Here is a 21,002-nt window from a genome sequence, read left to right as displayed (position 1 = left end):
CTACGTGTCCCCGGCCCCCCGCCACAGATGGCGCACCCGCAGCCAGACGTCCCGCGCCTGCCGCCCCGATGCCGCACGGCTCCGCGCCACGAGCTGCGGGGCCTGCTCGGGCGTCTCCACCATAGGCCCCGAGCCGCGCAGCGGCCGCCCGGCCGTCTCGTGGGGGGAAGAAGGTCGCCACCGGTGACGGACGAGGTCCGGGCACGGGCCGCCGAGCACTTCGACGAGGACCAGCTCGTCGCGCTGGTCTCCCTGACCGCCCTCATCAACGCCTTCAACCGACTGAACGTGATCGTCCAGCAGCCCGCGGGCGACTACAAGGTGGGCCAGTTCGGCTGACCGGTGTGTGACCCGGCCCCTGTCGGGGAGGTGTGTGGCATGCACTCCTGGAATCTCCACGACATGCCCGACCTCTCCGGCAGGACCGCCGTGGTCACCGGCGCCAACAGCGGCATCGGGGCCTTCACCGCGCTTGCCCTGGCCCGCTCCGGCGCCCGTACCGTCCTCGCCTGCCGCGACGCCGAGCGGGGCCGGCGCGCGCTGGCGGCCGTACGCCGTGCCGCACCGCGCTCCGACACCCGGCTCGTCCGTCTGGACCTGGCTGACCTGGCCTCGGTGGCCGAAGCGGCGGACACCATCGCGAAGGAGGTGGACGGCCGCCTCGACCTCCTGGTGAACAACGCCGGGGTGATGGCCCTGCCGCTCCTGCGCACGGCGGACGGCTTCGAGATGCAGTTCGGTACCAACCACCTCGGCCACTTCGCCCTGACCCTCAGGCTGCTGCCGGTGCTCGGCGTGGCGGGACCGGCCCGCGTGGTGACGCTCTCCTCGCTGGTCCACCGCATCGGCCGCATCGACCTCGACGATCTCAACGCCGAGCGCGGGTACGGCAAGTGGGGCGCCTACGCGCAGTCCAAGCTGGCCAACCTGCTCTTCACCGCCGAACTCGACCGGCGCGCCCGGGCCTCCGGACGCGACCTGCTCGCCCTCGCCGCGCACCCCGGCCTCGCCGCGACGGAGCTGGGGCAGGCGGGCCCCAAGCTGTCCGGCCGGAACTGGGCGGCGAAGCTGGAGAGGGCCTCGCGCCTGTACACCCAGCCCGCCTCCGCCGGAGCCCTGCCCACGCTGTACGCCGCGACGCTTCCGGACGCGCCCGGCGCCTCGTACTACGGCCCCCGGCACCTGGGCGAGACCCGGGGAGCCCCGGGTCCGGCGCGCAGGTCAGCCCGGGCACGGGACATAGGCATGGCGCGGGCGCTGTGGGAGGAGTCGGCGCGCCTGACGGGCCTGGATGCGGACCTGGTCTGAGGGAGGGGCGGTCAGCGGGAACCGGGATGGCCATGTACGGTCAGATCAAGGCTCTCACCGGCGGTTACGCGGTCAACGGCCTTGCACGGACAGTGAGTAGAGGAGAGACATGAGCGTCGACGACGTCGAGTTCCGCCGCAGGATCCGCTCCGACGTCCCGCATTCGGCGAGGGTGTGGAACGCCTGGCTGGGTGGCAAGGACAACTACCCCGTGGACCGCGAACTGGCCGACGCGGTGAGCGCGGCCTACCCGCAGATGGTCGGCATCGCGCGCGCCTCCCGCGCGTTCCAGGCCCGCGCGATCCGGCACCTCGCCTCGCTGGGCATCCGCCAGTTCCTGGACGTCGGCACCGGCCTGCCGGTGGCGAACAGTACCCACGAGGTGGCCCAGGGCATCGCGTCCGACGCGCGGATCGTCTACGTGGACAACGACCCCATCGTCCTCGCCCACGCCCACGCCCTGCTGACCAGCGCCCCGGAGGGCCGGACGGACTACGTGGACGCCGACCTGTCCGACACGGACGCGGTGGTGGACGAGGCGGCGAAGACCCTCGACCTCTCCCAGCCCGTCGCCGTCCTCCTGCTCTCGACGCTGGGGCACCTGACCCCGGCCGACGGCATCGATGTCGTCCAGCGGTACATGGCCCGGATGCCGTCGGGCAGCTACCTGGTCCTCTGCGACACGGTGAAGACACCACAGACGCTGGCCGCGCAGGAGGCGTACGACTCCGGCGAGAACCCGCCGTACCTGGTCCGGGAGCCGGAGGAGATCACCGGCTGCGCCGAGGGCCTGGAGATCATCGAGCCGGGCTTCCTGTCGATCGCGCTGTGGCGCCCCGAGGAGGACGACCCGGTGCTGGTCGACCAGTGGGGTCTGGTGGCCCGCAAGCCGTAGGCGGTGAGCGGCAGGGTGTACTGAGCGGCGGAGGGCTGGAGAAGCCCTCCGCCGCTCAGCTGTTCTGCCGCCGGGCCGTGGTGTCCTCGCGCAGCTCTCCGGTGAGGCGGGTGAGCGAGTCGATCCGGTCGGCCAACTGCTGCTGCCCCGACGGCAGATGGGGCCGGACTGCGGCGAGTGGGGTGACCAGGAGGGCGGCGTCGTCGGCGGCGAGGGCCTGGCGCAGGTGGTCCAGCGGAGGGTCGGCGGGGGAGGGGAGGCCGGTCAGGGCGGTGACCTGGCCGGCGAGCGAGCGCAGCTCCGCCGCGTTCTCCCTGGCCCAGGTGGTGATGGTGCGGTCGGCGGCCCGGCGGTCCCGGGTGGCCTTGACCCGCTGCTCCCCGGTGGAGCCCAGGGAGCCTGGACGCAGGCGCAGATAGCGGCGCTCGGCCGCCTGCCGGCTGGCGACGCCGAGCGGGTCCGCCAGGTCGGCCCAGCTGGCCCCCGCCGTGCGGGCCGCCTCGATCAGCCCGGTCTCCCAGCCGGCGAGCCGCTCCCGCACCTCCCGCAGCAGCTGGAGCGAGGCCAGTGCCTGGGCGCGGTCGGGATCGGCCGCCGCACCGTCGGGTCGGTCCGCCGTGGCGGCCCTGGCCCCGCGGACCGCGTCGTCGATGACCCCCAGCGCCGCAGCGGCGGCGAGGAGGGAGACGGCGTCCGGATCGGGGTGGCGGGCCGGATCGGGCTGCTCCGCTGCTGGCACGGTGGCTCCTTCTGCGTGCTTGTCGTCCTTCCGGTGACATTTCGCTTGTCATCGAATGGATGACATGCTACAACGGATTCAGGTGAAACGCGCGGGCTTCCGCCCGACCGACTGGAGGTGTTTTCGCAATGCTCATGCGTACCGACCCCTTCCGTGAACTCGACCGGATCACCGAGCAGATCCTGCGCCCCGGCACCTGGTCGCGGCCCTCGGCGATGCCGATGGACGCGTACCGCGAGGGCGACGAGTACGTGGTGGCGTTCGATCTTCCCGGCGTCTCGCCGGACGCGATCGACATCGACGTCGAGCGCAACATGCTGACCGTCCGGGCCGAGCGCCGGCCGGCCGTCAACACGGACGATGTGCAGATGGAGCTCTCCGAGCGTCCGCTGGGGGTGTTCTCCCGCCAGATCGTCCTGGCGGACACCCTGGACACCGAGCGCATCGACGCCGGCTACGACGCGGGTGTACTGACCCTGCGCATCCCGATCGCCGAGCGGGCCAAGCCACGCAAGATCTCCGTCGGCGGCGGCTCCTCACGCAAGCAGATCAAGGGCTGAACCGGTTCGCCCGTCCGTGACGGGGGCCGGGCCGGATCTCCCCTTATCCCCTTCCCGGCCCGGCACCCGTCCCCGCCCGAAGGGGGACAGCCCGAGGGAGCGGTCACCGTGACCCTGCGATGGGAGGCGTTCCTGGGCCGGGTCCAGGAACGCGGCACGTACGACACCCGGGAAGAGGCCGAGCGCGCCGCACGCGTCGTGCTGGCCCTTCTCGGCGCCCACCTGGTGGGCCGGGAGCGGGCCGAGCTCGCCGCCCGGCTCCCCGAGACCATGGCCCTGATCCTGCTCGACCCGCTGCAGGCCGCCGAACCGCTCACGCCGGAACGGTTCGTCCGCGCCACGGCGGCCTGGATCGAGGGTGCCACCGAACGGACGGCGATGTGGGACGTGGGGGCCGTCCTCAGTGTCGCCGCCGACGCGGCCGGCGAGGACCTGCTGCGCCGCATCCTGTTGCAGTTGCCGGCGGGGTACGACCTCCTCTTCGGCCATCCGGGCCCCCTTTGACCGCCGAATACCCCCCCAGGGGGTGTACGGCGGCGCTTTCGGAGTAGAAGCCAGAGACAACCGACACCGCACGACGACGAGAAGGGCTGCCGCCGCCATGATTCCTGAGCCTCGGACCATCGCCGCCCCGAAGGCCATGACGTTCGACCGGCTGCTGGAGAAGATCAGGTACGAGGGCGCCTACCCCACCCGGGAGCGGGCCGAGGAAGCCCTCCGTGCCGTCCTGGGCGGGCTCGGCGCCCAGATCACCGGCGAGGAGCGGGTCGCGTTCGCCGCCGCGCTCCCCAGGGAGGCCGCCCTGGTGTTCGCCGCCGAGGCTCCCGGCATCGCCCCGTCCCCGGCCGCGCGTTTCGTGGACGACCTGGCCGTGCGGACCGGCGGCACCGCGGCGACCGCCCGCTGGGACGCGGGCACCGTACTGGCCGCGGTCGGCGCGCTGATGGACCCGGCCCTGGTCACCCGGATCATCGGGGCCCTGCCGACCGGATACGCCCTGCTCTTCGGCCGCGCGCAGCTCACCACGGCGGCCTGAGCGCGCCGGCCCGGTCCGCCCCACCGGCCGTCGGACGACCTCGTCGAGGCGGCCGGTGGTGACGTCGAAGACGAAGCCGCGGACCTGGCCGGTGAGCGGGATGAACGGAGTGTTCGTCACCCGCCGCAGGGACCGGCGTACGGCGTCTCCTGCCACCCCCGCCGCCGGGTGCGCCGGACCCACAGCCGGTGGTCCCAGTCGATGTCGTCGCAGCGGCGCACCCGCAGGCCGGCCCGCACCGCCGGCGCGCCCAGCTCGTCCTGAGAGCGCACCCCCGAGCCGAGGGCACCGCCGTGCCGTCGGCCGGGCTACCGGCGGATCGTCACCGGGTCGGTCTCCGCGTCGTTGTGCCGGCGGGCCCAGTTCTCCAGTGCCACCCGGCAGGCGTGGTCGAGATGGCGCAGGCCGCTGAGGTCCAGCTCTATGGGCTGGTCCTGCGGCAGCTTCTCCAACTGCTCCAGGATGCGGGGCAGTCGGAGGAAGGTCGCGTTGCCGGTGAGGGTCACCACGACCCGGCCGCCGGTGAGCTGGCGGGTGGAGAGCTGTACGTGGGAGGTCTCCCAGGCCGACTTGACCACGGCCAGCAGCAGGCCCAGCACCACACCCTCGAAGAGGTTGGTCACCACGATGGCCAGTGCCGTGACCGCCAACAGCACGGCCTCCCCGCGGTGTTCGCGCCACAGCGGGCCGAACTCCTTGACAGGTACCAGCTTGCACCCGGCGTGCACCAGGATCCCGGCGAGCGAGGCGAGCGGGATGATGCCGATGGCAGCGGGCAGCAGCGCCGCGAAGAGCAGCAGCCACAGCCCGTGGGCGACCCGGGAGAGCGCGGTGGTGGCCCCGGCCTGGACGTTGGCAGCGCTGCGGACGATGACGGCGGTCATGGGGAGTGCGCCGAGCGCCCCGCAGATCGTGTTGCCGACGCCCTGCGCGACCAGCTCCTTGTCGTAGTCGGTAGGGGGGCCGTCGTGCATCCGGTCGATGGCCGCCGCGCTGAACAGGCTCTCGGCCGAGGCGATGAGGGCGAAGGCGAGGACGGTACCGATGACGGCCACGTTCGCCAGATTGCCGAACTCCGCCGCACCGGGCAGGTCGATGGCGTGCAGCAGCCCGTTCACATCGGCCACCAGGGGCCGCAGCCCGGCCAGGGCGGCGACGGCGGTGGCCAGGCCGACCGCGGCGAGGGGCGCGGGGACCATCCGTACGCCGGCGGGGAGCTTCGGCCAGAGCAGCATGACGGCGACGGTCCCCGCGCCGAGGCCGAAGGCGGTCATGGCCTCGTTGTCCGTGACGATCTCGGCGGCGAGACCGGGCAGCCCGGCCAGTTTGGCGAGGGCGGTTCCCGGCTGCTCGGTGTCGGCCATGGCGTACAGCTGGCCCAGCACGATGACCAGGCCGATGCCCGCGAGCATGCCCTGCACGACGGAGACGGAGATGGCGCGGAACCAACGGCCGAAGCGCGCCACGCCCAGCACCACCTGGAGCAGGCCGGCGGCCAGGACGATCGGCCCGAGGGTGGCGAGACCGAACTCCGTGACCGCCTCGTAGACCAGGACGGTGAGGCCGGCGGCGGGCCCGCTGACCTGGAGCTTGCTGCCCGGCAGCATGCCGACGACCAGGCCGCCGACGATGCCGGTGACCAGGCCGAGTTCGGCCGGTACGCCGGAGGCGACGGCGACGCCGACGCAGAGGGGGAGGGCGACCAGGAAGACGACGAGTGACGCCAGCAGGTCACGTCGTACGACGTGGGGATTCTTGAGTTCCTTCACGGAGATCACGGGTGACGATTCCCTTGAGGGTGAGGTCCGGCCCCGGCGGGGCCGGGGCGCGGACGAGTGGGGGGCGGGAAGCCGTCAGAGGCGGCCGCACGACGAGCCGCTCTCCGGCCGGTGAACGCTGATCGAGCCGGGGGGCACTACGCCGCGGCTCACGCGGAAAGGTCTCGGGGGCCGGGCGTGTGTGGGGAGCCCGGCCTCCTTTGCGTTCGCGGTGTCGTGCCCGGTGAAAGTCCGGGCGGGTGCGACAAGGGACTTCATGGGTGGCCTGCCTCCTGCATCCGGCGAGGCCGGGGAGCGGTGTGGTCGGGTCATCTTGACGAATGCGCTGATTGAATCCGTATGAATGTTCGGGAGGGGGAGTGTGTTTCACCTCGCGTTCTTCCGAACATGTGGCCCATCCGGACGCAAGGTCGGCGTCCGAATGGATACGACTACAGCTCAGCATATAGACCAGAACTTTGCTATCGCATTACCTTCTCGTGAAGGAACGCGAATGCGCCATTCTTGTCATTCATTCGGCTTGTTCTTTGTGATTGCGAAAGCCTTGGGGCTGGGGCGTCAGATGCGACGGCCGTGCAGGAAGAGATGCGGCTCGGGGGCGCCCGCCGGATGGTCCGGGGTGAACAGCACGCTGTGCCGCTCCTCCACCGCGAACCCCGCCCCGGTCACCACGGAGACGAACTCCTCCTCGCCGAAGCTCGACACCACCACCGGCTGGCCCATGAAGACGGCGCTCACGTCCGCCACGTCCACCGGCACGGTGGCCACCGCCAGCCGGCCCCCCGGCTTCACCGCCCGGCCCAGCCGGCTCAGCAGCTCGCTCTGCTCACCGCGTGACATCTGCAGCAGCGAGAAGTAGACGCAGGCGGCGTCGAACTCCCCGTCCGCCCACGGCAGCTCCCGGATGTCGGCGCACCGGAACTCGGCGTCCGGCACCTGCCGGGCCGCCAGTGCGGTCATCACCGGGGAGACGTCGACGCCCACCACCCGGTGTCCGGCCGTGGCCAGCCGCCGCGCGGTCGGGACGCCCGTCCCGCTGCCGGCGTCCAGGACCCGGCTGCCGGGCGCGAGGTGTTCCAGCAGCCGGTCCAGCGAGGCGTGGTGGGCGGCCGAACCGGCGAACGCCCGCTCGTACTCGGCGCCCAGAGCGTCGAACACCGTCGCGGCGGGGAGCCCGTGGGTGCCCGCCCGGTCTTCGGCCGGGACTCCGTCCGGGCGCTCCGCCGACTGCGCCTGGTGCTCGCTCATCGGCGTGGTCCTTCCGTGGTCCGGCGGCCGCACCGCGGCCGTGGCCCCGCGGTCCGGGGCCGCGTCCCCAGCGTCCCCGTGCGCGCGTCTGAGTATGCGCGGACGTCACCGCTGAGTACCTGCCCCGATGTTCCGCCACCCGCCCGCTGTTCGAATGAGGCCATGGACTCCGCAGCGCAGCGCCGCCCCCACATCCAGCACGTCACCACCGCAGGCACCGCCCTGGCGGTCACGCTGCTGCCGCTGGTGGTCGGTGTGCTGCTCGCCAAGTCCATGGCGGCGGACCCGATGACCTCGGTGAACGCGCTCGTCACCAACGGCGCCCACCGCCCCCGGGTCTCGCCGAAGCAGTGGCGCAGCTGCGGCGGGGACGCCCTGCGGCGCCTGCGCACCACGGAACGTCTCCGCCTCGTCCGCCGCTGACGGGAGCCTCTGCTCAGCCGACCGGCTGGGCCTCGTCCGCCGAGGGCCGGTCGAACTGGGTGCGGTACAGCTCCTCGTAACGCCCGCCTGCCGCGAGCAGTTCGCCGTGGGTGCCGCGCTCCACGATCCGGCCCGCCTCGACGACCAGGATCTGATCGGCCGCCCGTACGGTGGAGAGTCGGTGCGCGATCACCACGGCGGTCCGCCCCTCCAGCGCCTCGGCCAGGGCCTCCTGGACGGCGGCCTCGGAGGTGGAGTCCAGGTGCGCGGTCGCCTCGTCCAGGATGACGACCCGCTGACGGGCCAGCAGCAGCCGGGCGATGGTGAGCCGCTGACGCTCACCACCGGAGAGCCGGTAGCCGCGCTCGCCGACCACCGTGTCGAGGCCCTCCGGCAGCGAGGCGATGAGCCCCTCCAGCCGGGAGCGGCGCAGGGCGTCCCAGATGTCCTCCTCGGAGGCGTCGGGTCGGGCCAGCAGCAGATTGGCGCGTACGGACTCGTGGAAGAGGTGCCCGTCCTGGGTGACCATCCCCAGCGTGTCGCGGATGGAGTCGGCGCTCAGATCGCGTACGTCGATCCCGTTCAGCCGTACGGAACCGGCATCCGCGTCGTACAGCCGGGGCAGCAGCTGGGCGATCGTCGACTTGCCCGCGCCCGAGGAGCCCACCAGGGCGATCATCTGGCCCGGTTCGGCGCGGAAGGACACCTCGTGCAGGACCGGGGTGCCGCCGCGGTTGTCCAGCGTCGCGACCTCCTCCAGCGAGGCGAGGGAGACCTTCTCCGCGGACGGGTAGCCGAAGGAGACCTTCTCGAACTCGACCGAGACCTGGCCCTCCGGCACCTGACGGGCGTCCGGCTTCTGTTCGATCAGCGGCTTCAGGTCCAGGACCTCGAAGACCCGCTCGAAGCTGACGAGCGCGCTCATCACCTCGACCCGGGCCCCGGCCAGCGCGGTCAGCGGGGCGTACATCCGGGTCAGCAGCAGGGCCAGCGCCACCACGGCCCCCGGCTCCAGGGTGCCGCGCAGCGCGTAGTAGCCGCCGAGTCCGTAGACCAGGGCGAGCGCGAGGGCGGAGACCAGGGTGAGGGCGGTGATGAACGCGGACTGGGCCATGGCGGAGCGGACCCCGATGTCCCGCACCCGGCGGGCCCGCTCGGCGAACTCGGCGGACTCCAGCGACGGGCGGCCGAAGAGCTTGACGAGGGTGGCGCCGGGAGCGGAGAACCGCTCGGTCATCTGGGTTCCCATCGAGGCGTTGTGATGGGCGGCCTCCCGCTGGAGTCCGGCCATCCTGGCCCCCATCCGGCGGGCCGGTACGACGAACACCGGGAGCAGGACCAGTGAGAGCAGCGTGATCTGCCAGGAGATCGTGAGCATCACGGCGAGCGTCAGCAGCAGGGTGACGAGGTTGGAGACTACACCGGAGAGTGTGTTGCTGAACGCGCGCTGGGCGCCGATCACGTCGTTGTTGAGCCGGCTGACCAGGGCGCCGGTCCGGGTGCGGGTGAAGAAGGCGACCGGCATCCGCTGCACATGGTCGTAGACCGCGGTCCGCAGATCGAGGATCAGCCCCTCGCCGAGGTTGGCCGACAGCCAGCGGGTGAGCAGTCCGAGCCCGGCCTCGGCGACCGCGATCAGGGCGATCAGCAGGGCGAGCCGGGTGACCGTCCCGGAGTCCGAACCCCGCACGATGGCGTCGACGACGCGCCCCGCGAGGACCGGGGTGGCCACCGCGAGCAGCGCGGTGACGGTGCTGAGCAGGAGGAACCGGTGGATGCGGGCCTTGTGGGGCCGGGCGAAGACCAGGATGCGGCGTAGCGTCGCCTTGGAGAAGGGGCGCCGGTCCTGCTCGGCGTTCATCGCACTGTGCAGCGATGTCCATGCGGTGACTTCCATGTCCATGGGGCGCTCCGAACTCTGACGGCCTGGGTATGCGGACTCCTGAGAACGCTAGAACCTCAAGTTTGGTCGAGGTCAACAGGGCGCGCCGCACCCCGCCGGGCGCCGGCCCCCGGCCGGTGCGATTCCGGGGGTGAACGCGGTGGCCTGCGGGGGCGGCCGGCAGACGGACGAAGAGGCAGGTACGGAGAGAGCGAGCAAGGGGAGAAGCGGGTGCGCATCGATCTGATGCCCAGGCGTCGGCGATGACCGGGGCGGCGCTATGGGTCGACGGCGGGTACGTCAACTCGATCGCGCCCTGAGCGAAGTGTCTTGAAGGTCGGGGGAGGGCCTCGGCCACCGGTCCGAGCGGTCATGCCGGGCTGGCATGATCGGGGGATGAACGAGAGCATCATCGCCGCGTGTGACGGAGCGTCCAAGGGAAATCCCGGACCGGCCGCCTGGGCCTGGGTCGTCGCCGACGCGCAGGGCAGCCCGCAGCGCTGGGAGGCGGGCCCGCTGGGCACCGCGACGAACAACGTCGCCGAGCTCACCGCCCTGGCCGAACTGCTGGAGTCCACCGACCCGGCGGTCCGTGTCGAGGTGCGGATGGACTCGCAGTACGCCATGAACGCCGTGACCAAATGGCTGCCCGGCTGGAAGCGCAACGGCTTCAAGACCTCGGCGGGCAAGCCGGTCGCCAACCGCGAGCTGGTCACCCGCATCGACGCCCTGCTCACCGCCCGTACCGTCACGTTCCGCTACGTGCCCGCCCACCAGGTGGACGGCGACCCGCTCAACGCGCTCGCCGACCAGGCCGCCAGCGAGGCGGCGGTGGCGCAGCGGCCGGCCGGTACGGCGTACGGCGCGACCACGCTGCCCGTACCCGCCCAGGCGCGCTCCACGAAGGGGCGTACGGAGACGGGCGGCGGCGCGGGGGAGGCGAAGGCCGCGGGGGGTGCGTCCCGGACCGGGCGGTCCAACGGCACGATCAAGGCGCGTTTCGCAGGGCGGTGTCACTGCGGTAGGACGTACGCGGCGAAGGAGCCGATCGCGAAGAACCCGAACGGCTGGGGTCACCCGGAGTGCCGTACCGCTCCTGTCTGATCACCTGGAGGGATGGGGGAGTCCCAACCCCTGTTCACGCGGGGAGCATCAGACGTCGGCCCAGACGAGCCGGCCGGCCAGTGCGGTGCGCGTGCCCCAGCGGGCCGCCAGGGCGTCCACGAGCAGGAGGCCTCTGCCGTCCTCGGTCAGACAGTCGAGTGAATCGTCGCCGTCGGGGCCGTTCGCCGGTGGAGCCGCCTCGACGGGCAGCCCCGCGGAGTCGGCCGGGGACGCCGGCGCCGGGATACGGGCCCGGCCGCGGTTCCACACGCAGATCCGGACCCCTTCGGCCGAGCGGAGAAGACGACAGCGGATCCGGCGGGTGCTGGTGTGCTGGACGGCGTTGGCGACCAGTTCGGTCACTATCAGCGCCGCGGCCTCGATGCGTTCCGAGGGTTCTCCCCACGCGTGCATCGCCTCCTGCACTCGGTGACGGGCTTCGGGAACGCCCCCGGGCAACCGGGGGACCCACCAGCTGTGGGCACCTCTGGCTCCCCTGTTTTCCGGAGCGCGTTCCGCGCAACTGACTATTTCCGACATGTATGTACTCTCGGTGCAAAGTGCATACTTTGCAAGCGACAGAGTGTCCACGGCTCCGCCCCGGGGCTCGACGAACGAGGTACGAGCATGCGACCCCGCTCCGGCCCCACGGTGCAGCACCGCGTCCTGGCGGCCCGGCTGCGGATACTGCGGGAACAGGCGGGCCTCACCCTCCGAGCCGCCGCCGACGCGCTGGACGCGCACCCCGCGACCGTACGACGGATCGAGCGGGCCGAGACCGGCCTCGACGCCCGGCAGGTCGCCGCGCTGCTGCGCCGCTACGGGGCCCCGCCCGCCGTCGCCGAACCCATCCTGACCGGGCTCGGAGCCGCGAACCTGCCCGGCTGGTGGCACCACTGGCGGGACGCCATGGAGAGCTGGCAGCAGGACGTCATCGGGGTCGAGTCCTCGGCCAGCCTGGTGCGCACCTGGCACCCCGCCCTCGTGCCCGAGCTGCTGCGCACCTCCGCCTACGCCGCCGGGCTGTACCGGGTGCGGTACCCCGACGACACCCCCGCCCGTCGTGAGCGCCGCCTGGAGCTGCTGAGGGAGCGTCGGCGCCGGCTGAGCGAGCGCGGTACGGCCCTGTGGGCCCTGTTCCCGGCTGCCGCCCTGTATACCCGGGTGGGCGACGCGGAGACCATGGCCGGGCAGCACCGGGCGCTGGCCGAGGCGATGGAGCAGCCGCACATCACCGTCCAGGTGGTGCCGCTGGACCACCCGCCGCACGCCATGACCGCCATGCCGCCCCTGCACCTGCTGCGGGTGCCCGCCCCGGAGATCGGCGACCAGGCGGTCCTGGAGACGCCCGGCGTCCGCGTCGACCTCATCGACGATCCGGACGCCGTGATGGCCCACCGCATCCGGCTCGACGCCGCGTGCGCCGCCGCCCCGCCGCCGGGGACCCCGCTGCCGCTCTGACACCCGGCCCGGGTTCCGGACGCGCACCGCCGGGGTGCGGCGCGTGCCCGGGCCGTACAGCGCGGGGGAGTGGTGCGGCAGCGCAGGGCCCAGTGGATCCCGGTCGGGTGATCGTGCTGGCTGTCCTGATCGACCTGGCGACCCCGACCGACGTGACCTCCGCGCCCCTGCTGAGGGGTGCCGCGCCCGTCGCCGCCGCACCCCTGCTGAGCCTGCCCGGCACCCGCCAGGTCGCCGCCGTCGCCCAGGCCGCCGTACTGCCCCGGCCCCCGTCCCGGCTGGGTGACCTCACGATCGCCGCCCGGTACGTCCCCGCCGAGGCCATCCGCCCCCGGTGCTGCTGGACGCCGAGGGCACGGCCACCGTCCTCGAACCCTCCCAGGAGGCCCCGCCGCTCGGCATGGCGGCCCTGGGCACCTGGTCGTTCCCGGTCGACACGTTCTCCTTCCCGCACGGCTCCACGCTCCTGTGCCACACCGACGGCGTGACCGAGGCCCGCGACGAGGCCGGTGCCTCCTAAGACGCGGCCGTACGGCTGCCCCGCCTCCTGCGCCACCGCTCCCTCACCGGCGACCCGCCGGCCCCCGCGCAGATCCTCCAGCTGCTGATCGAGGACGTCGGGCGCCACACCGGCGGCCGGGTCCGAGACGACCAGGCCCTCCTCGCCCTGCACCGCCCCGCCCCGCAAGCCGCCGCGGTTCTCCGGCGGCCACGTGTTTGAGGCGCCGATCGCCGGTCACCCGGACGGTACGGCCGTACGGCAGGCGCCTACGGCACGCATCCGACACCGGGAGTGAGCAGCATGGAGAACTGGCGCACGCACGCGGCCTGCCGCGAGGAGGACCCGGACCTGTTCTTCCCCATCGGGACGTCCGGCCCCGCCGTCGTCCAGGCCGCGGACGCCAAGGCGGTCTGCCGGACCTGCCCGGTCCAGGCCCAGTGCCTGGAATGGGCCCTGGAGAACGGCCAGGACTCCGGCGTCTGGGGAGGTCTCGCCGAGGACGAACGGCGCGCGCTGAAGCGGCGCAGCCGCCGGCGTACCAGGAACACCGCCGGCTGACTTCCCCGTAATCCCGTCATCGGCGCCCGAGTGGGTAGACGATGAGCCATGGACACCACCGTTTGGCTCGTTGTCGCCGCCGTCGCCGCACTGATCATGCTGGCCCTGGCCGCCGTACTGCTGGTGCGCGTCTTCAAGGCCAGGAAGCTCCTGGTAGACGCCGGGATCCCGCTGCGCAGCAAGGCCCTCGTCTGGGCGGCCGTCGTCTACACCGTCTCCCCGGTCGACCTGCTGCCCGACCCCGTCTACCTCGACGACATCGGATTCCTGCTGCTGGCCCTGCGCTCGCTGCACTCCGCCGCATCGGCGGCCGGCCTGGGGCGAGCCAAGGGAGCCGGTGCCCCGGTGGAGATCCCGAAGCTCGAGAAGTCGGCCGAGCCGCGGCCGGACGCGGTGCGCTAGACGTTCACGCGTGCACTGGTTGTTCACGCGTCATGCCGGTTGTTCCCGCGTGCGCTAGGAGTTGGGCTGTTGCTCCGGCGGCTGCTGCTCTTCCTGTGGCTGCTGCTCCTGCGGCGGCGCGGGCTGGGAACCGGGCGAGTCACCGGGCGGGTTGTCGGGCGGCGGAGGGTCGCTGGCGGGCGGACTGTCCGGCGGCGGCGTCGTCCCTCCGTCGGCCGGGGGCGGGGAGTCGCCGGGCGGCTGAGACCCGTCCCCGGGCGGCTGAGATCCGTCCCCGGGCGGCGATTCGACCTGGCTCGGGCGGCAGGAGTCGTCGCCGGAGCCCGGGGGGCAGGGAGACCCGGACTCGTCCTTCTTCTTGTCCTTGTCCTTGGGCGGATCGGTCTTCTCGTCCTTGGCGCCGGTGTCTCCCGCCGGACGGGTGAACCAGTCACCGTTCGCGGGATCGACCATCACGAACTCGACCACCGGCTTCGACGCCGGCTGCACCACGACCACGTCCGACGCCCGGTACCCCGGCCAGGCCTTCCCCGTCTGCTTCGGGTCCTCCTGCGCGACGGGCGGCAGCAGCGGATTGCCGCAGGCGCAGCGCACCCTGGGCACCCCGCGGTCGTCGACGAGGACCGCCGTGCCGGCCTGGAGCACCGCCTGGTAGGGCGTCGCCTTCCCGTCCCGGAAGCCGTGGTTGGTGACGCGGGTGTCCATACGCAGCTGTGCGGGGGTGAGGGAGCGCAGGTATTCCGGTACGGCGGACGGCTCGATGTCCTGGACCGAGGCGAACGCCCGGTTCTTGTCCGGAGCCGCCCGCAACGTGCTGATCTGCTTCTCCACATCACAGCTCGAGACCTTGCGGGTGCCCCCGTAGAGACCGGGGGCCGCGCCGTCCACCCCGCGCGTCACCTGCGACCCCGTCGCCGTGGCGCTCGGGACGGCGGACGGGGAGGCGGTCCCGGGCTCGGGATCGCTCTTGCGCGCCGTGGACTCCGTGAACGGGTCCGGTCCGGAGGAGCCCGCCGCCTGGAGGAACACCTCGCCGCCCGCCTTCGAACCGCCGCCGTCGTCGGGACGGGTCAGGAACACGACCAATACCACCGCCACGACCACGGCCGTCGCGATCGCGGCGATCCGGGGCACGGAGCGCCACCAGGGGCGCCCGGGACCGGAGCCGGGGGCGGCACCGGAGCCGCTTCCTGAACCGGAGCCGCCTCCCGCGCCGCTTCCCGGACCGCCTCCCGCACCGCCGGAGCCCCCGGAGCCGCCCGAACCGCCCCGGTCCGCACCGCTGGGCGGACCGGGCGGTGTGCCGGACACGGTGGTGGGGGGCGGGGGCGTCGGGCCTGACTGGGAGGGGCCCGAGAGCGGACCGGAAGGCGGTCCTGTGGGGTGGCCGGACGACGGCGGTTGATCACTCACGGGCTCTGCTCCCGAGGTTGGGACCCGTCCCGGATCACCGCTCCCGTACATGGGGCGTCTCTTGGCAGTCCGGGCCTTATCGCACTCATTGTGTGTACCGCCCGTGTGCTCCCCGCAAGCGGAGGGAGCAACCGATTCCCCGGGGAGCGCGGCGCCGGACCACTGCTTAGCGTGGCAGCGTGAACGTCCGGGCGAGTAACGACAGGAACAGCGCGCAGCGCGCACCGCACGGCTGGCGCGACGCCCTCGTGGCGGTGCTGGCCGGAACCCTGGGCATGCTGGTGACCGCCGCCCTCGGCCTGTGGGCCGCCGGTGCGGCCGGGCTGCCCGGAGGCGCCTTCCCCCGTGTGGTCGCCGCCGTCGTCGTGATGGCGGCGGGCGGTTCCGTCGGGCTGGCGGGCGACGCCGGTTCCCTCGTGGGGGCGCAGGCGGGGCTGTCGGTGCTCCCGCTCTCGGTGACCCTGGCAGGCGCGCTGCCCATCGCCTACGGGTTCCTCCGCCCCCTGCGCCACCGGGCCGTCGCCGGCGGCCGCGAACTGGCGGGCGGGGCGGGCCGGGTCGCCGCCCTCTGGGCCGTGGTGCTGATCGTCCTCTCGCTCCTGGCCCGGCACACGTTCACCCTCCCGGCCGAAAGCCTCACCGGTGACCGGAGCGGGGACGACACCGGGGACGCCCTCGGGGACGTGCTGGGTGATACGGCGCGGGTCGGGTTCCGGGCCGACATCCCGTTGACCGTCGTCATCGGCCTGGTGTGGCTGGCCGGCGTCCTCGTGCTGGCGCTCCTCGTCTCGCGCCGGGCGCCCCTCCCGGCCCGGCTGGTGCGCTTCCAGGAGACCGTGCGCCCGGCGGCGTCCGCCATGGTGGCGCTGCTCCTCGCCTCCGTCGCCCTGGGCGTCGTCGTCGGACTCGTCGTGATGGTGGTGCGCGGGCACCCCGCCCAGACCCTCGCGGTGATCCTCCTCGGCCTGCCCAACCTGGTCTGGCTCGCGCTCACCCTGGGACTCGGCGCCTCCTGGGAGGGCAAGGTGCAGGGTCCTTTCGGACTGCCGATGCCCCAGGTGCTCGACTCCGTACTGCGTACGCCGGACCTGTCCACGGTCAACCTGCGCACCCTGGCCGCCCAGGACGGGCGCGTGTGGTGGCTGCTCGTCGTCACCGCCCTCCTCGTGCTCGGCGCCGCGTTCCTCATGGCGGTCCGGTCGCCCGCCCGCACGCGGCCCTGGCAGCACGCCCTGCACCTGGCGGTCGCGCTCACCCTGACCGTGCTGCTCATCGGCCTGACCGCGGCGGTCTCCGCCCAGTACGGCCTGTCCCTCCTGGGCATCGGGGACCTCGGCGGCGGTCTCGGAGGGGAGGTCTCGCTGCGTCCCCGGCTGTGGACCGCGCTCGGCATCGCCTTCCTGTGGGGCCTGGTCACCGGGTTCCTGGGCGCGCTCGCCGCCTCCCGGGTGCACCGGCACGGCGAGATTCCGCCGGAGACCCCCCAAGGGTCCGACTAGGGGTCCGAGAACACCGGGCGGGCCCAGCGTGGCGGCCGGGGCGGCGGCTCGGGCGTCGCGGACCAGGAACCTGCCCGCGCGTCCACCCGGGTCTGCGCATGGTGCCCGGCCGGAACCCCCGATGCCGCCGCCCGCAGCGCCGCCACGAACCGCAGACAGGTGTCGTAGCGGTCGTCCGGCGACTTGGCCAGGGCCTTCGCCAGTACGCCGTCCACCGCGCCCGGCAGGTCCGGCCGCTGCCCGGTCGGCGGAGGTGGCGGATCGTACTGGTGGGCCCACAGCAGGGCCATGTCGTCTTCCCGCTGGAAGGGCGGAGCTCCGGTGAGGGTCTCCTGCACCACGCACGCCAGGCTGTACACATCGCACCGGCCGTCCACGGGCTTCCCCGAGATCTGCTCCGGCGCCACGTAGTCGAGCGTCCCGACGAACTGGCCGACCGTGGTGAACCCCGTCAGCGACAGCGACTTCTTCGTCAGCCCGAAGTCCGTCAGATACACATGCTCCGGATGGTCGCTGTCGGTCCCCGCCGCCACCAGGATGTTGCCCGGCTTCACATCGCGGTGGACCAGATCGTGGTCATGGGCCGCGTCCAGCGCGGACGCGACCTGCCCGCCGATCCGGACGGCGGCGGTGAGATCGAGCGGCCCGCGCCGGTCGATCAGCACGCGCAGGTCGGCGCCCGCCACGTAGCGCATCGCGATGTAGAGGAGCCCGTCCGTCTCACCGGCCTCGAAGACCGGCACGATGTGGGGGTGGTCGATCGCGGCCGCCACCCGCGACTCATGGGTGAACCGCTTACGGAAGGTGTCGTTGCGGGCCAGTTCCGGGGCGAGCAGCTTGAGCGCGACGATCCGGTCCAGCCGCAGGTCCTTGGCCCGGTAGACGACCGCCATGCCCCCGCGGCCGACCTCGGCCTCCACCAGGTAGCCCGCGATCCGCTTGCCGATCAGCTCGTCGTCCCGGCCGGCCGGCAGCCCGGCGTCGTGCGACGGGGGAGGCGGCGGTGGCGCCACGGCTCGTCACCCCCTGCCGTCCGGCGCATCGTCGGGAGTGACTACGCGCGTCGGTTCGGGCACCATCAGCTGGGTGGGCTCGGGCCCGTCGGGGGCCACCACCTGGGTCGGCTCGGGCCTGTCCGCGGTGACGAAGTGCGTCGCGTCCGGCGGTCCGTCCGCAGTGACCACGCGCGTCGCTTCCGGCGGCCCCTCCGCACCAGCCACCCGCGTCGGCTCCGGTCCCGGGGTGCCCGTCCCCGTGAACGCCGTCCCCGATCCCGGCCCCGACTCCGCCGCGTACGTACTGAGCTGTGTCCCGTCGCAGAAGACCCACCGCTCGTGCTCGGCGTCGTACAGCCACACCGACTCCCCGTCCACGACCATGCCCACCCGCATCCCCCGCGTCCGCTGCTGGAAGCTCTCCCCGTCGCTGCGGCCCTCGGCCAGGTCCTGGGCGGCGCGCCGGTACTGGTTGAGGGTCTCCTCCGCCCGGGCCAGCAGGGGGCGCGGGTCTGCCGTGCGGGCGAGCGGCTGACCGGGGGCCGGAGGAGTGCGCGGTACGGACACGAGGAGCCGCCCGTCGACCCAGGCCGCCCAGCCGTTGGAGCAGACCACGTACGCCCAGTCCCCGCGCCGCTCCGCCATCTGCACCGGCAGCAGGGCGTCCAGTGGGTCGGTGGGCCGGGCGGCATCGGGCGCCTCCCAGGCGGGCAGCCCGTCCGGGGGGACGACGTGGGTGGGGCGGAATTGCGGGGTCGGAGTCGCCATGGAACCGCCCTACTTCCGCATGACCGCGGGCTCATGCCGCCGCAGCAGCTTCGCGACGACGTAGCCGAAGAGGGCGGAGAGGACGACCAGCATGCCCATGTTGAGCAGCCAGACCCCCGCGGAATGGCCGAAGAGGGGGTCGGACGTCAGCTCGCCCGGCACGATCCGGGCCAGATCGATCGTGCCGGCCATCGCGCCCAGCGCCCACCGCGACGGGACCAGCCAGGACAGCTGCTCGAGCCCCGGCACCCCGTTCAGCTTCAGCAGGGCCCCGCAGAACACCACTTGGACGATGGCGAGGAGGACGAGCAGCGGCATCGTGACCTCCTCCTTGCGCACCAGGGCGGAGACCAGCAGGCCGAGCATCATCGCGGTGAACGACAACAGGGCGACGGCCAGGGTGATCTCGACGAGTGGTGGCAGGAACACACCTTCACCACCTGGTGCGTTGAGGTCGACACCCACCAGCCCGACCAGGGTCAGCACGATGGCCTGGAGGATGGTGACGGTTCCGAGCACCACGATCTTCGACATCAGGTACGCGGATCTGGAGAGGCCGACGGCTCTCTCGCGCTGGTAGATCACCCGCTCCTTGACCAGCTCCCGTACGGCGTTGGCGGCGCCGGTCAGCACGCCGCCCACACACAGGATGAGCAGCGCGTTCATCGCCGTCTCCTGGGTGAGCCTGCTGCCCGCCAGGGCGCGGGCCATCGCCCCCATGACGAAGGGCAGCGCGATCATGATGATCAGGAACGTACGGTCGGCGGCGAGCGCGGAGGCGTACCGGCGGACCAGAGTGCCCAGCTGCGCACCCCAGTTACGGGTCTCCGGAGGCGGGGCGACGGACGTTCCGGGCGAGGCCTGGGGCAGCTGGGGCTGCGCCGAGGCGTTCACGATGTACTGCCGGTGGAAGGGTGAGTCCGCGTAGGTGGCCGCCCAGTCCCGGACCCGGTCGTTCTCGAACGCCTCGAACGCCTCGGGCCACTCCGCGAAACCGAAGAAGGCGAGGGCATCCTCCGGTGGGCCGTAGTAGGCGATGCGGCCGCCGGGCGCGAGGACGAGGAGCCGGTCGCAGACCTCCAGGCTCAGCACGCTGTGCGTGACGACGATGACCGTACGGCCGTCGTCGGCGAGGCCGCGCAGCATGTGCATGACGGAGCGGTCCATCCCCGGGTCGAGTCCCGAGGTCGGTTCGTCCAGAAAGAGCAGCGAGGGCTTCGTCAGCAGCTCCAGAGCCACACTCACCCGCTTGCGCTGGCCGCCGGAGAGACTGTGGATAGGCTGGTTCGCCCGTTGTTCCAGGCCGAGTTCATGGATGACCTCGGCCACGCGGGCCTGCCGCTCCTCCTTCGCGGTGTCCTGAGGGAAGCGGAGCTCGGCGGCGTACCCGAGGGCTTTGCGTACGGTCAGCTGCGAGTGGAGGATGTCGTCCTGCGGGACGAGGCCGATGCGCTGGCGCAGCTCGGCGAAGTCGCGGTAGAGGTCACGGCCGTCGTAGAGGACGGTGCCGGTGTCGGCCGGGCGAAGCCCGGTGAGGGCGTTGAGCAGCGTCGACTTCCCGGCGCCGCTGGGCCCGACGACGCCGAGGAGGCACTTCTCGCCGACGGGGAAGGACACCCCGTCCAGGAGCGTCTTGCCGCCCTTGCCCGCCTTGCCGACGGTGACCTCCAGATCCTGGACGTCCAGCGACACCTCACCGGTGTCCACGAACTCCTGAAGCACTTCGCCGACGAGGCTGAACGCGGAGTGGCCGATACCGACGATGTCACCGGCGTCGATGACGGCCCGGGCGACGGGCTGTCCGTTGAGGAAGGTGCCGTTGTGGCTGCCGAGGTCGACGATCTCGTGCCGGCCGTCGGGGAGCGCCCGCAGCTCGGCGTGGTGCCGGGAGACCACGAGGTCGTCGATGACGAGGTCGTTGCCGCTGTCACGGCCGATGCGCACGGTCCTGGCCGGCAGCGGCCGTACGGTGGTCGGCTGCCGGAAGGTGCCGGTGGCGGCGGGCATCGAGACGGCCGAGGGCCGGTCCGCGGTGGCGGGGTGGACGGGGGGTTCCCGGCCCTGCAGGACGGCACGGGGGCCGTCGCCCGGGTTGCCGAAGTGGATGACGCTGCCCGGACCGACACCCGTCTCATGGATGCGGCGACCGCCGGTGTACGTGCCGTTGGTGCTGTCCTCGTCCTGGAGCGTCCAGTGACCGGCCTCGGGGTGGAGCACCGCGTGGTGCCAGGAGACCCGGGCGTCGTCGATGACGATGTCGCTCTCGGGGTCGCGCCCGACATGGTAGTCCCGGCTCGGACTCATCACCGTGGAGCCGATACCGGTCTCCAGGACGAGCTCGGGCGCCGTCGGCGCTGCGGGCCGCTCTGCCATGCTCGAATTCTATCGAGACGTCACGATCGGCGCTCGTCGCGGCCCGGGACCACCGCAG

Annotated in this window: 21 protein-coding genes and 3 pseudogenes; 13 read left to right on the top strand and 11 right to left on the bottom strand. The window is 72.7% G+C overall.

All coding sequences use genetic code 11. The annotated features are described in order from the left end of the window. A pseudogene (locus AMK21_RS36235) lies at nucleotides 1-162 on the bottom strand (MFS transporter); the annotation flags it as partial. A gap of 21 nt (nucleotides 163-183) precedes the next feature. Here AMK21_RS36235 and AMK21_RS23515 point away from each other — a divergent pair. The 3 genes and pseudogenes from AMK21_RS23515 to AMK21_RS23505 all read left to right on the top strand — a co-directional run. Further along, nucleotides 184-339, top strand: a pseudogene (locus tag AMK21_RS23515) (carboxymuconolactone decarboxylase family protein); the annotation flags it as partial. Nucleotides 340-378: 39 nt separating this feature from the next. Continuing rightward, the gene (locus AMK21_RS23510; RefSeq protein WP_073881068.1) at nucleotides 379-1,308 is read left to right on the top strand and encodes an oxidoreductase; all 930 of its coding nucleotides are present in this window, start codon (nucleotides 379-381) and stop codon (nucleotides 1,306-1,308) included. A 109-nt stretch (nucleotides 1,309-1,417) separates the two neighbouring features. Then, a complete protein-coding gene (locus tag AMK21_RS23505) occupies nucleotides 1,418-2,203 on the top strand; it encodes an SAM-dependent methyltransferase (RefSeq protein WP_073881066.1) in 786 nt (261 codons plus the stop codon). Between the two features lie 55 nt (nucleotides 2,204-2,258). On the opposite strand, the gene AMK21_RS23500 is transcribed toward AMK21_RS23505, so the two are convergent. Continuing rightward, complete coding sequence (locus AMK21_RS23500; RefSeq protein ID WP_073881064.1) at nucleotides 2,259-2,942, bottom strand: HSP18 transcriptional regulator; 684 nt, start codon at nucleotides 2,940-2,942, stop codon at nucleotides 2,259-2,261. A gap of 128 nt (nucleotides 2,943-3,070) precedes the next feature. On the opposite strand from AMK21_RS23500, the gene AMK21_RS23495 reads away from it, so the two are divergent. The 3 genes from AMK21_RS23495 to AMK21_RS23485 all read left to right on the top strand — a co-directional run bounded on the left by AMK21_RS23495 (nucleotide 3,071) and on the right by AMK21_RS23485 (nucleotide 4,538). Further along, nucleotides 3,071-3,502: an Hsp20/alpha crystallin family protein gene (locus AMK21_RS23495; protein WP_073881062.1), complete on the top strand. Its 432-nt coding sequence runs from the start codon at nucleotides 3,071-3,073 to the stop codon at nucleotides 3,500-3,502. Nucleotides 3,503-3,610: 108 nt separating this feature from the next. Then, complete coding sequence (locus AMK21_RS23490; RefSeq protein ID WP_073881060.1) at nucleotides 3,611-4,006, top strand: DUF2267 domain-containing protein; 396 nt, start codon at nucleotides 3,611-3,613, stop codon at nucleotides 4,004-4,006. Nucleotides 4,007-4,103: 97 nt separating this feature from the next. Continuing rightward, on the top strand, nucleotides 4,104-4,538 hold the full coding sequence (locus AMK21_RS23485; RefSeq protein WP_073881058.1) for a DUF2267 domain-containing protein: 435 nt from the start codon (nucleotides 4,104-4,106) through the stop codon (nucleotides 4,536-4,538). Between the two features lie 116 nt (nucleotides 4,539-4,654). Here the strand turns inward: AMK21_RS23485 and AMK21_RS35165 are convergent, their stop codons facing one another. From AMK21_RS35165 to AMK21_RS23475, 3 genes are all read right to left on the bottom strand, one after another. Beyond that, nucleotides 4,655-4,810 (bottom strand): hypothetical protein, encoded by a 156-nt coding sequence (locus tag AMK21_RS35165; RefSeq protein ID WP_158070729.1) that lies wholly within the window; start codon nucleotides 4,808-4,810, stop codon nucleotides 4,655-4,657. Nucleotides 4,811-4,846: 36 nt separating this feature from the next. Beyond that, nucleotides 4,847-6,316 (bottom strand): SulP family inorganic anion transporter, encoded by a 1,470-nt coding sequence (locus tag AMK21_RS23480; RefSeq protein WP_073881056.1) that lies wholly within the window; start codon nucleotides 6,314-6,316, stop codon nucleotides 4,847-4,849. 558 nt (nucleotides 6,317-6,874) lie between these two features. Beyond that, nucleotides 6,875-7,564 carry a class I SAM-dependent methyltransferase gene (locus AMK21_RS23475; protein ID WP_073881054.1) on the bottom strand — a complete coding sequence of 230 codons (690 nt, stop codon included), beginning with the start codon at nucleotides 7,562-7,564 and terminating at the stop codon, nucleotides 6,875-6,877. 162 nt (nucleotides 7,565-7,726) lie between these two features. On the opposite strand from AMK21_RS23475, the gene AMK21_RS23470 reads away from it, so the two are divergent. Then, nucleotides 7,727-7,987 (top strand): hypothetical protein, encoded by a 261-nt coding sequence (locus AMK21_RS23470; protein WP_073881052.1) that lies wholly within the window; start codon nucleotides 7,727-7,729, stop codon nucleotides 7,985-7,987. Nucleotides 7,988-8,000: 13 nt separating this feature from the next. Here AMK21_RS23470 and AMK21_RS23465 read toward each other — a convergent pair whose 3' ends face one another. After that, complete coding sequence (locus AMK21_RS23465; RefSeq protein ID WP_073881050.1) at nucleotides 8,001-9,890, bottom strand: ABC transporter ATP-binding protein; 1,890 nt, start codon at nucleotides 9,888-9,890, stop codon at nucleotides 8,001-8,003. A gap of 375 nt (nucleotides 9,891-10,265) precedes the next feature. Between AMK21_RS23465 and AMK21_RS23460 the strand changes: the two genes are divergently transcribed. Beyond that, nucleotides 10,266-10,973, top strand: coding sequence for a ribonuclease H family protein (locus AMK21_RS23460; RefSeq protein WP_073881048.1), 708 nt, complete (start codon nucleotides 10,266-10,268; stop codon nucleotides 10,971-10,973). A 48-nt stretch (nucleotides 10,974-11,021) separates the two neighbouring features. Here AMK21_RS23460 and AMK21_RS23455 read toward each other — a convergent pair whose 3' ends face one another. Further along, nucleotides 11,022-11,387 (bottom strand): ATP-binding protein, encoded by a 366-nt coding sequence (locus AMK21_RS23455; protein ID WP_234422023.1) that lies wholly within the window; start codon nucleotides 11,385-11,387, stop codon nucleotides 11,022-11,024. 213 nt (nucleotides 11,388-11,600) lie between these two features. Here AMK21_RS23455 and AMK21_RS23450 point away from each other — a divergent pair, with 213 nt between their 5' ends. The 4 genes and pseudogenes from AMK21_RS23450 to AMK21_RS23435 all read left to right on the top strand — a co-directional run bounded on the left by AMK21_RS23450 (nucleotide 11,601) and on the right by AMK21_RS23435 (nucleotide 13,896). Next, nucleotides 11,601-12,434, top strand: coding sequence for a Scr1 family TA system antitoxin-like transcriptional regulator (locus tag AMK21_RS23450; protein ID WP_073881044.1), 834 nt, complete (start codon nucleotides 11,601-11,603; stop codon nucleotides 12,432-12,434). A gap of 69 nt (nucleotides 12,435-12,503) precedes the next feature. After that, nucleotides 12,504-13,155: pseudogene (locus AMK21_RS23445) on the top strand (PP2C family protein-serine/threonine phosphatase). An 81-nt stretch (nucleotides 13,156-13,236) separates the two neighbouring features. Then, nucleotides 13,237-13,494 (top strand): WhiB family transcriptional regulator, encoded by a 258-nt coding sequence (locus tag AMK21_RS23440; protein ID WP_073881042.1) that lies wholly within the window; start codon nucleotides 13,237-13,239, stop codon nucleotides 13,492-13,494. A gap of 48 nt (nucleotides 13,495-13,542) precedes the next feature. Further along, nucleotides 13,543-13,896: a YkvA family protein gene (locus AMK21_RS23435; RefSeq protein WP_073881040.1), complete on the top strand. Its 354-nt coding sequence runs from the start codon at nucleotides 13,543-13,545 to the stop codon at nucleotides 13,894-13,896. A 54-nt stretch (nucleotides 13,897-13,950) separates the two neighbouring features. Here the strand turns inward: AMK21_RS23435 and AMK21_RS23430 are convergent, their stop codons facing one another. After that, entirely contained in the window at nucleotides 13,951-15,309 is a 1,359-nt protein-coding gene (locus AMK21_RS23430) for a DUF6777 domain-containing protein (protein WP_234422022.1), read from the bottom strand. 179 nt (nucleotides 15,310-15,488) lie between these two features. Between AMK21_RS23430 and AMK21_RS23425 the strand changes: the two genes are divergently transcribed. Beyond that, on the top strand, nucleotides 15,489-16,808 hold the full coding sequence (locus AMK21_RS23425; RefSeq protein WP_073881038.1) for a streptophobe family protein: 1,320 nt from the start codon (nucleotides 15,489-15,491) through the stop codon (nucleotides 16,806-16,808). Here the strand turns inward: AMK21_RS23425 and AMK21_RS23420 are convergent. From AMK21_RS23420 to AMK21_RS23410, 3 genes are read right to left on the bottom strand one after another with little or no spacing between them, the layout of a single operon-like run. Continuing rightward, nucleotides 16,805-17,821 (bottom strand): serine/threonine-protein kinase, encoded by a 1,017-nt coding sequence (locus AMK21_RS23420; protein WP_199863267.1) that lies wholly within the window; start codon nucleotides 17,819-17,821, stop codon nucleotides 16,805-16,807. The two genes, AMK21_RS23425 and AMK21_RS23420, sit on opposite strands and share 4 nt — an antisense overlap. 6 nt (nucleotides 17,822-17,827) lie before the next feature. Then, entirely contained in the window at nucleotides 17,828-18,571 is a 744-nt protein-coding gene (locus tag AMK21_RS23415; protein WP_073881036.1) for a hypothetical protein, read from the bottom strand. A 9-nt stretch (nucleotides 18,572-18,580) separates the two neighbouring features. Next, nucleotides 18,581-20,944 (bottom strand): FHA domain-containing protein, encoded by a 2,364-nt coding sequence (locus AMK21_RS23410; protein ID WP_073881034.1) that lies wholly within the window; start codon nucleotides 20,942-20,944, stop codon nucleotides 18,581-18,583. Nucleotides 20,945-21,002 lie beyond the last annotated feature (58 nt).

Origin of the sequence: Streptomyces sp. CB00316 (assembly GCF_001905595.1) — a bacterium.
Lineage (GTDB): Bacteria > Actinomycetota > Actinomycetes > Streptomycetales > Streptomycetaceae > Streptomyces.
Note: the sequence above shows the minus strand (reverse complement) of the source record. Positions and strands in the feature narration are given on the sequence as shown.

Coding starts and splice junctions, on each gene's coding strand:
- AMK21_RS23475 (WP_073881054.1), bottom strand. CDS start 7,564: ATGAGCGAGCACCAGGCGCAGTCGGCGGAGCGCCCGGACGGAGTCCCG.
- AMK21_RS23510 (WP_073881068.1), top strand. CDS start 379: ATGCACTCCTGGAATCTCCACGACATGCCCGACCTCTCCGGCAGGACC.
- AMK21_RS23505 (WP_073881066.1), top strand. CDS start 1,418: ATGAGCGTCGACGACGTCGAGTTCCGCCGCAGGATCCGCTCCGACGTC.
- AMK21_RS23410 (WP_073881034.1), bottom strand. CDS start 20,944: ATGGCAGAGCGGCCCGCAGCGCCGACGGCGCCCGAGCTCGTCCTGGAG.
- AMK21_RS23495 (WP_073881062.1), top strand. CDS start 3,071: ATGCTCATGCGTACCGACCCCTTCCGTGAACTCGACCGGATCACCGAG.
- AMK21_RS23415 (WP_073881036.1), bottom strand. CDS start 18,571: ATGGCGACTCCGACCCCGCAATTCCGCCCCACCCACGTCGTCCCCCCG.
- AMK21_RS23435 (WP_073881040.1), top strand. CDS start 13,543: ATGGACACCACCGTTTGGCTCGTTGTCGCCGCCGTCGCCGCACTGATC.
- AMK21_RS23460 (WP_073881048.1), top strand. CDS start 10,266: ATGAACGAGAGCATCATCGCCGCGTGTGACGGAGCGTCCAAGGGAAAT.
- AMK21_RS23470 (WP_073881052.1), top strand. CDS start 7,727: ATGGACTCCGCAGCGCAGCGCCGCCCCCACATCCAGCACGTCACCACC.
- AMK21_RS23485 (WP_073881058.1), top strand. CDS start 4,104: ATGATTCCTGAGCCTCGGACCATCGCCGCCCCGAAGGCCATGACGTTC.
- AMK21_RS23450 (WP_073881044.1), top strand. CDS start 11,601: ATGCGACCCCGCTCCGGCCCCACGGTGCAGCACCGCGTCCTGGCGGCC.
- AMK21_RS23440 (WP_073881042.1), top strand. CDS start 13,237: ATGGAGAACTGGCGCACGCACGCGGCCTGCCGCGAGGAGGACCCGGAC.
- AMK21_RS23455 (WP_234422023.1), bottom strand. CDS start 11,387: ATGCACGCGTGGGGAGAACCCTCGGAACGCATCGAGGCCGCGGCGCTG.
- AMK21_RS23465 (WP_073881050.1), bottom strand. CDS start 9,890: ATGGACATGGAAGTCACCGCATGGACATCGCTGCACAGTGCGATGAAC.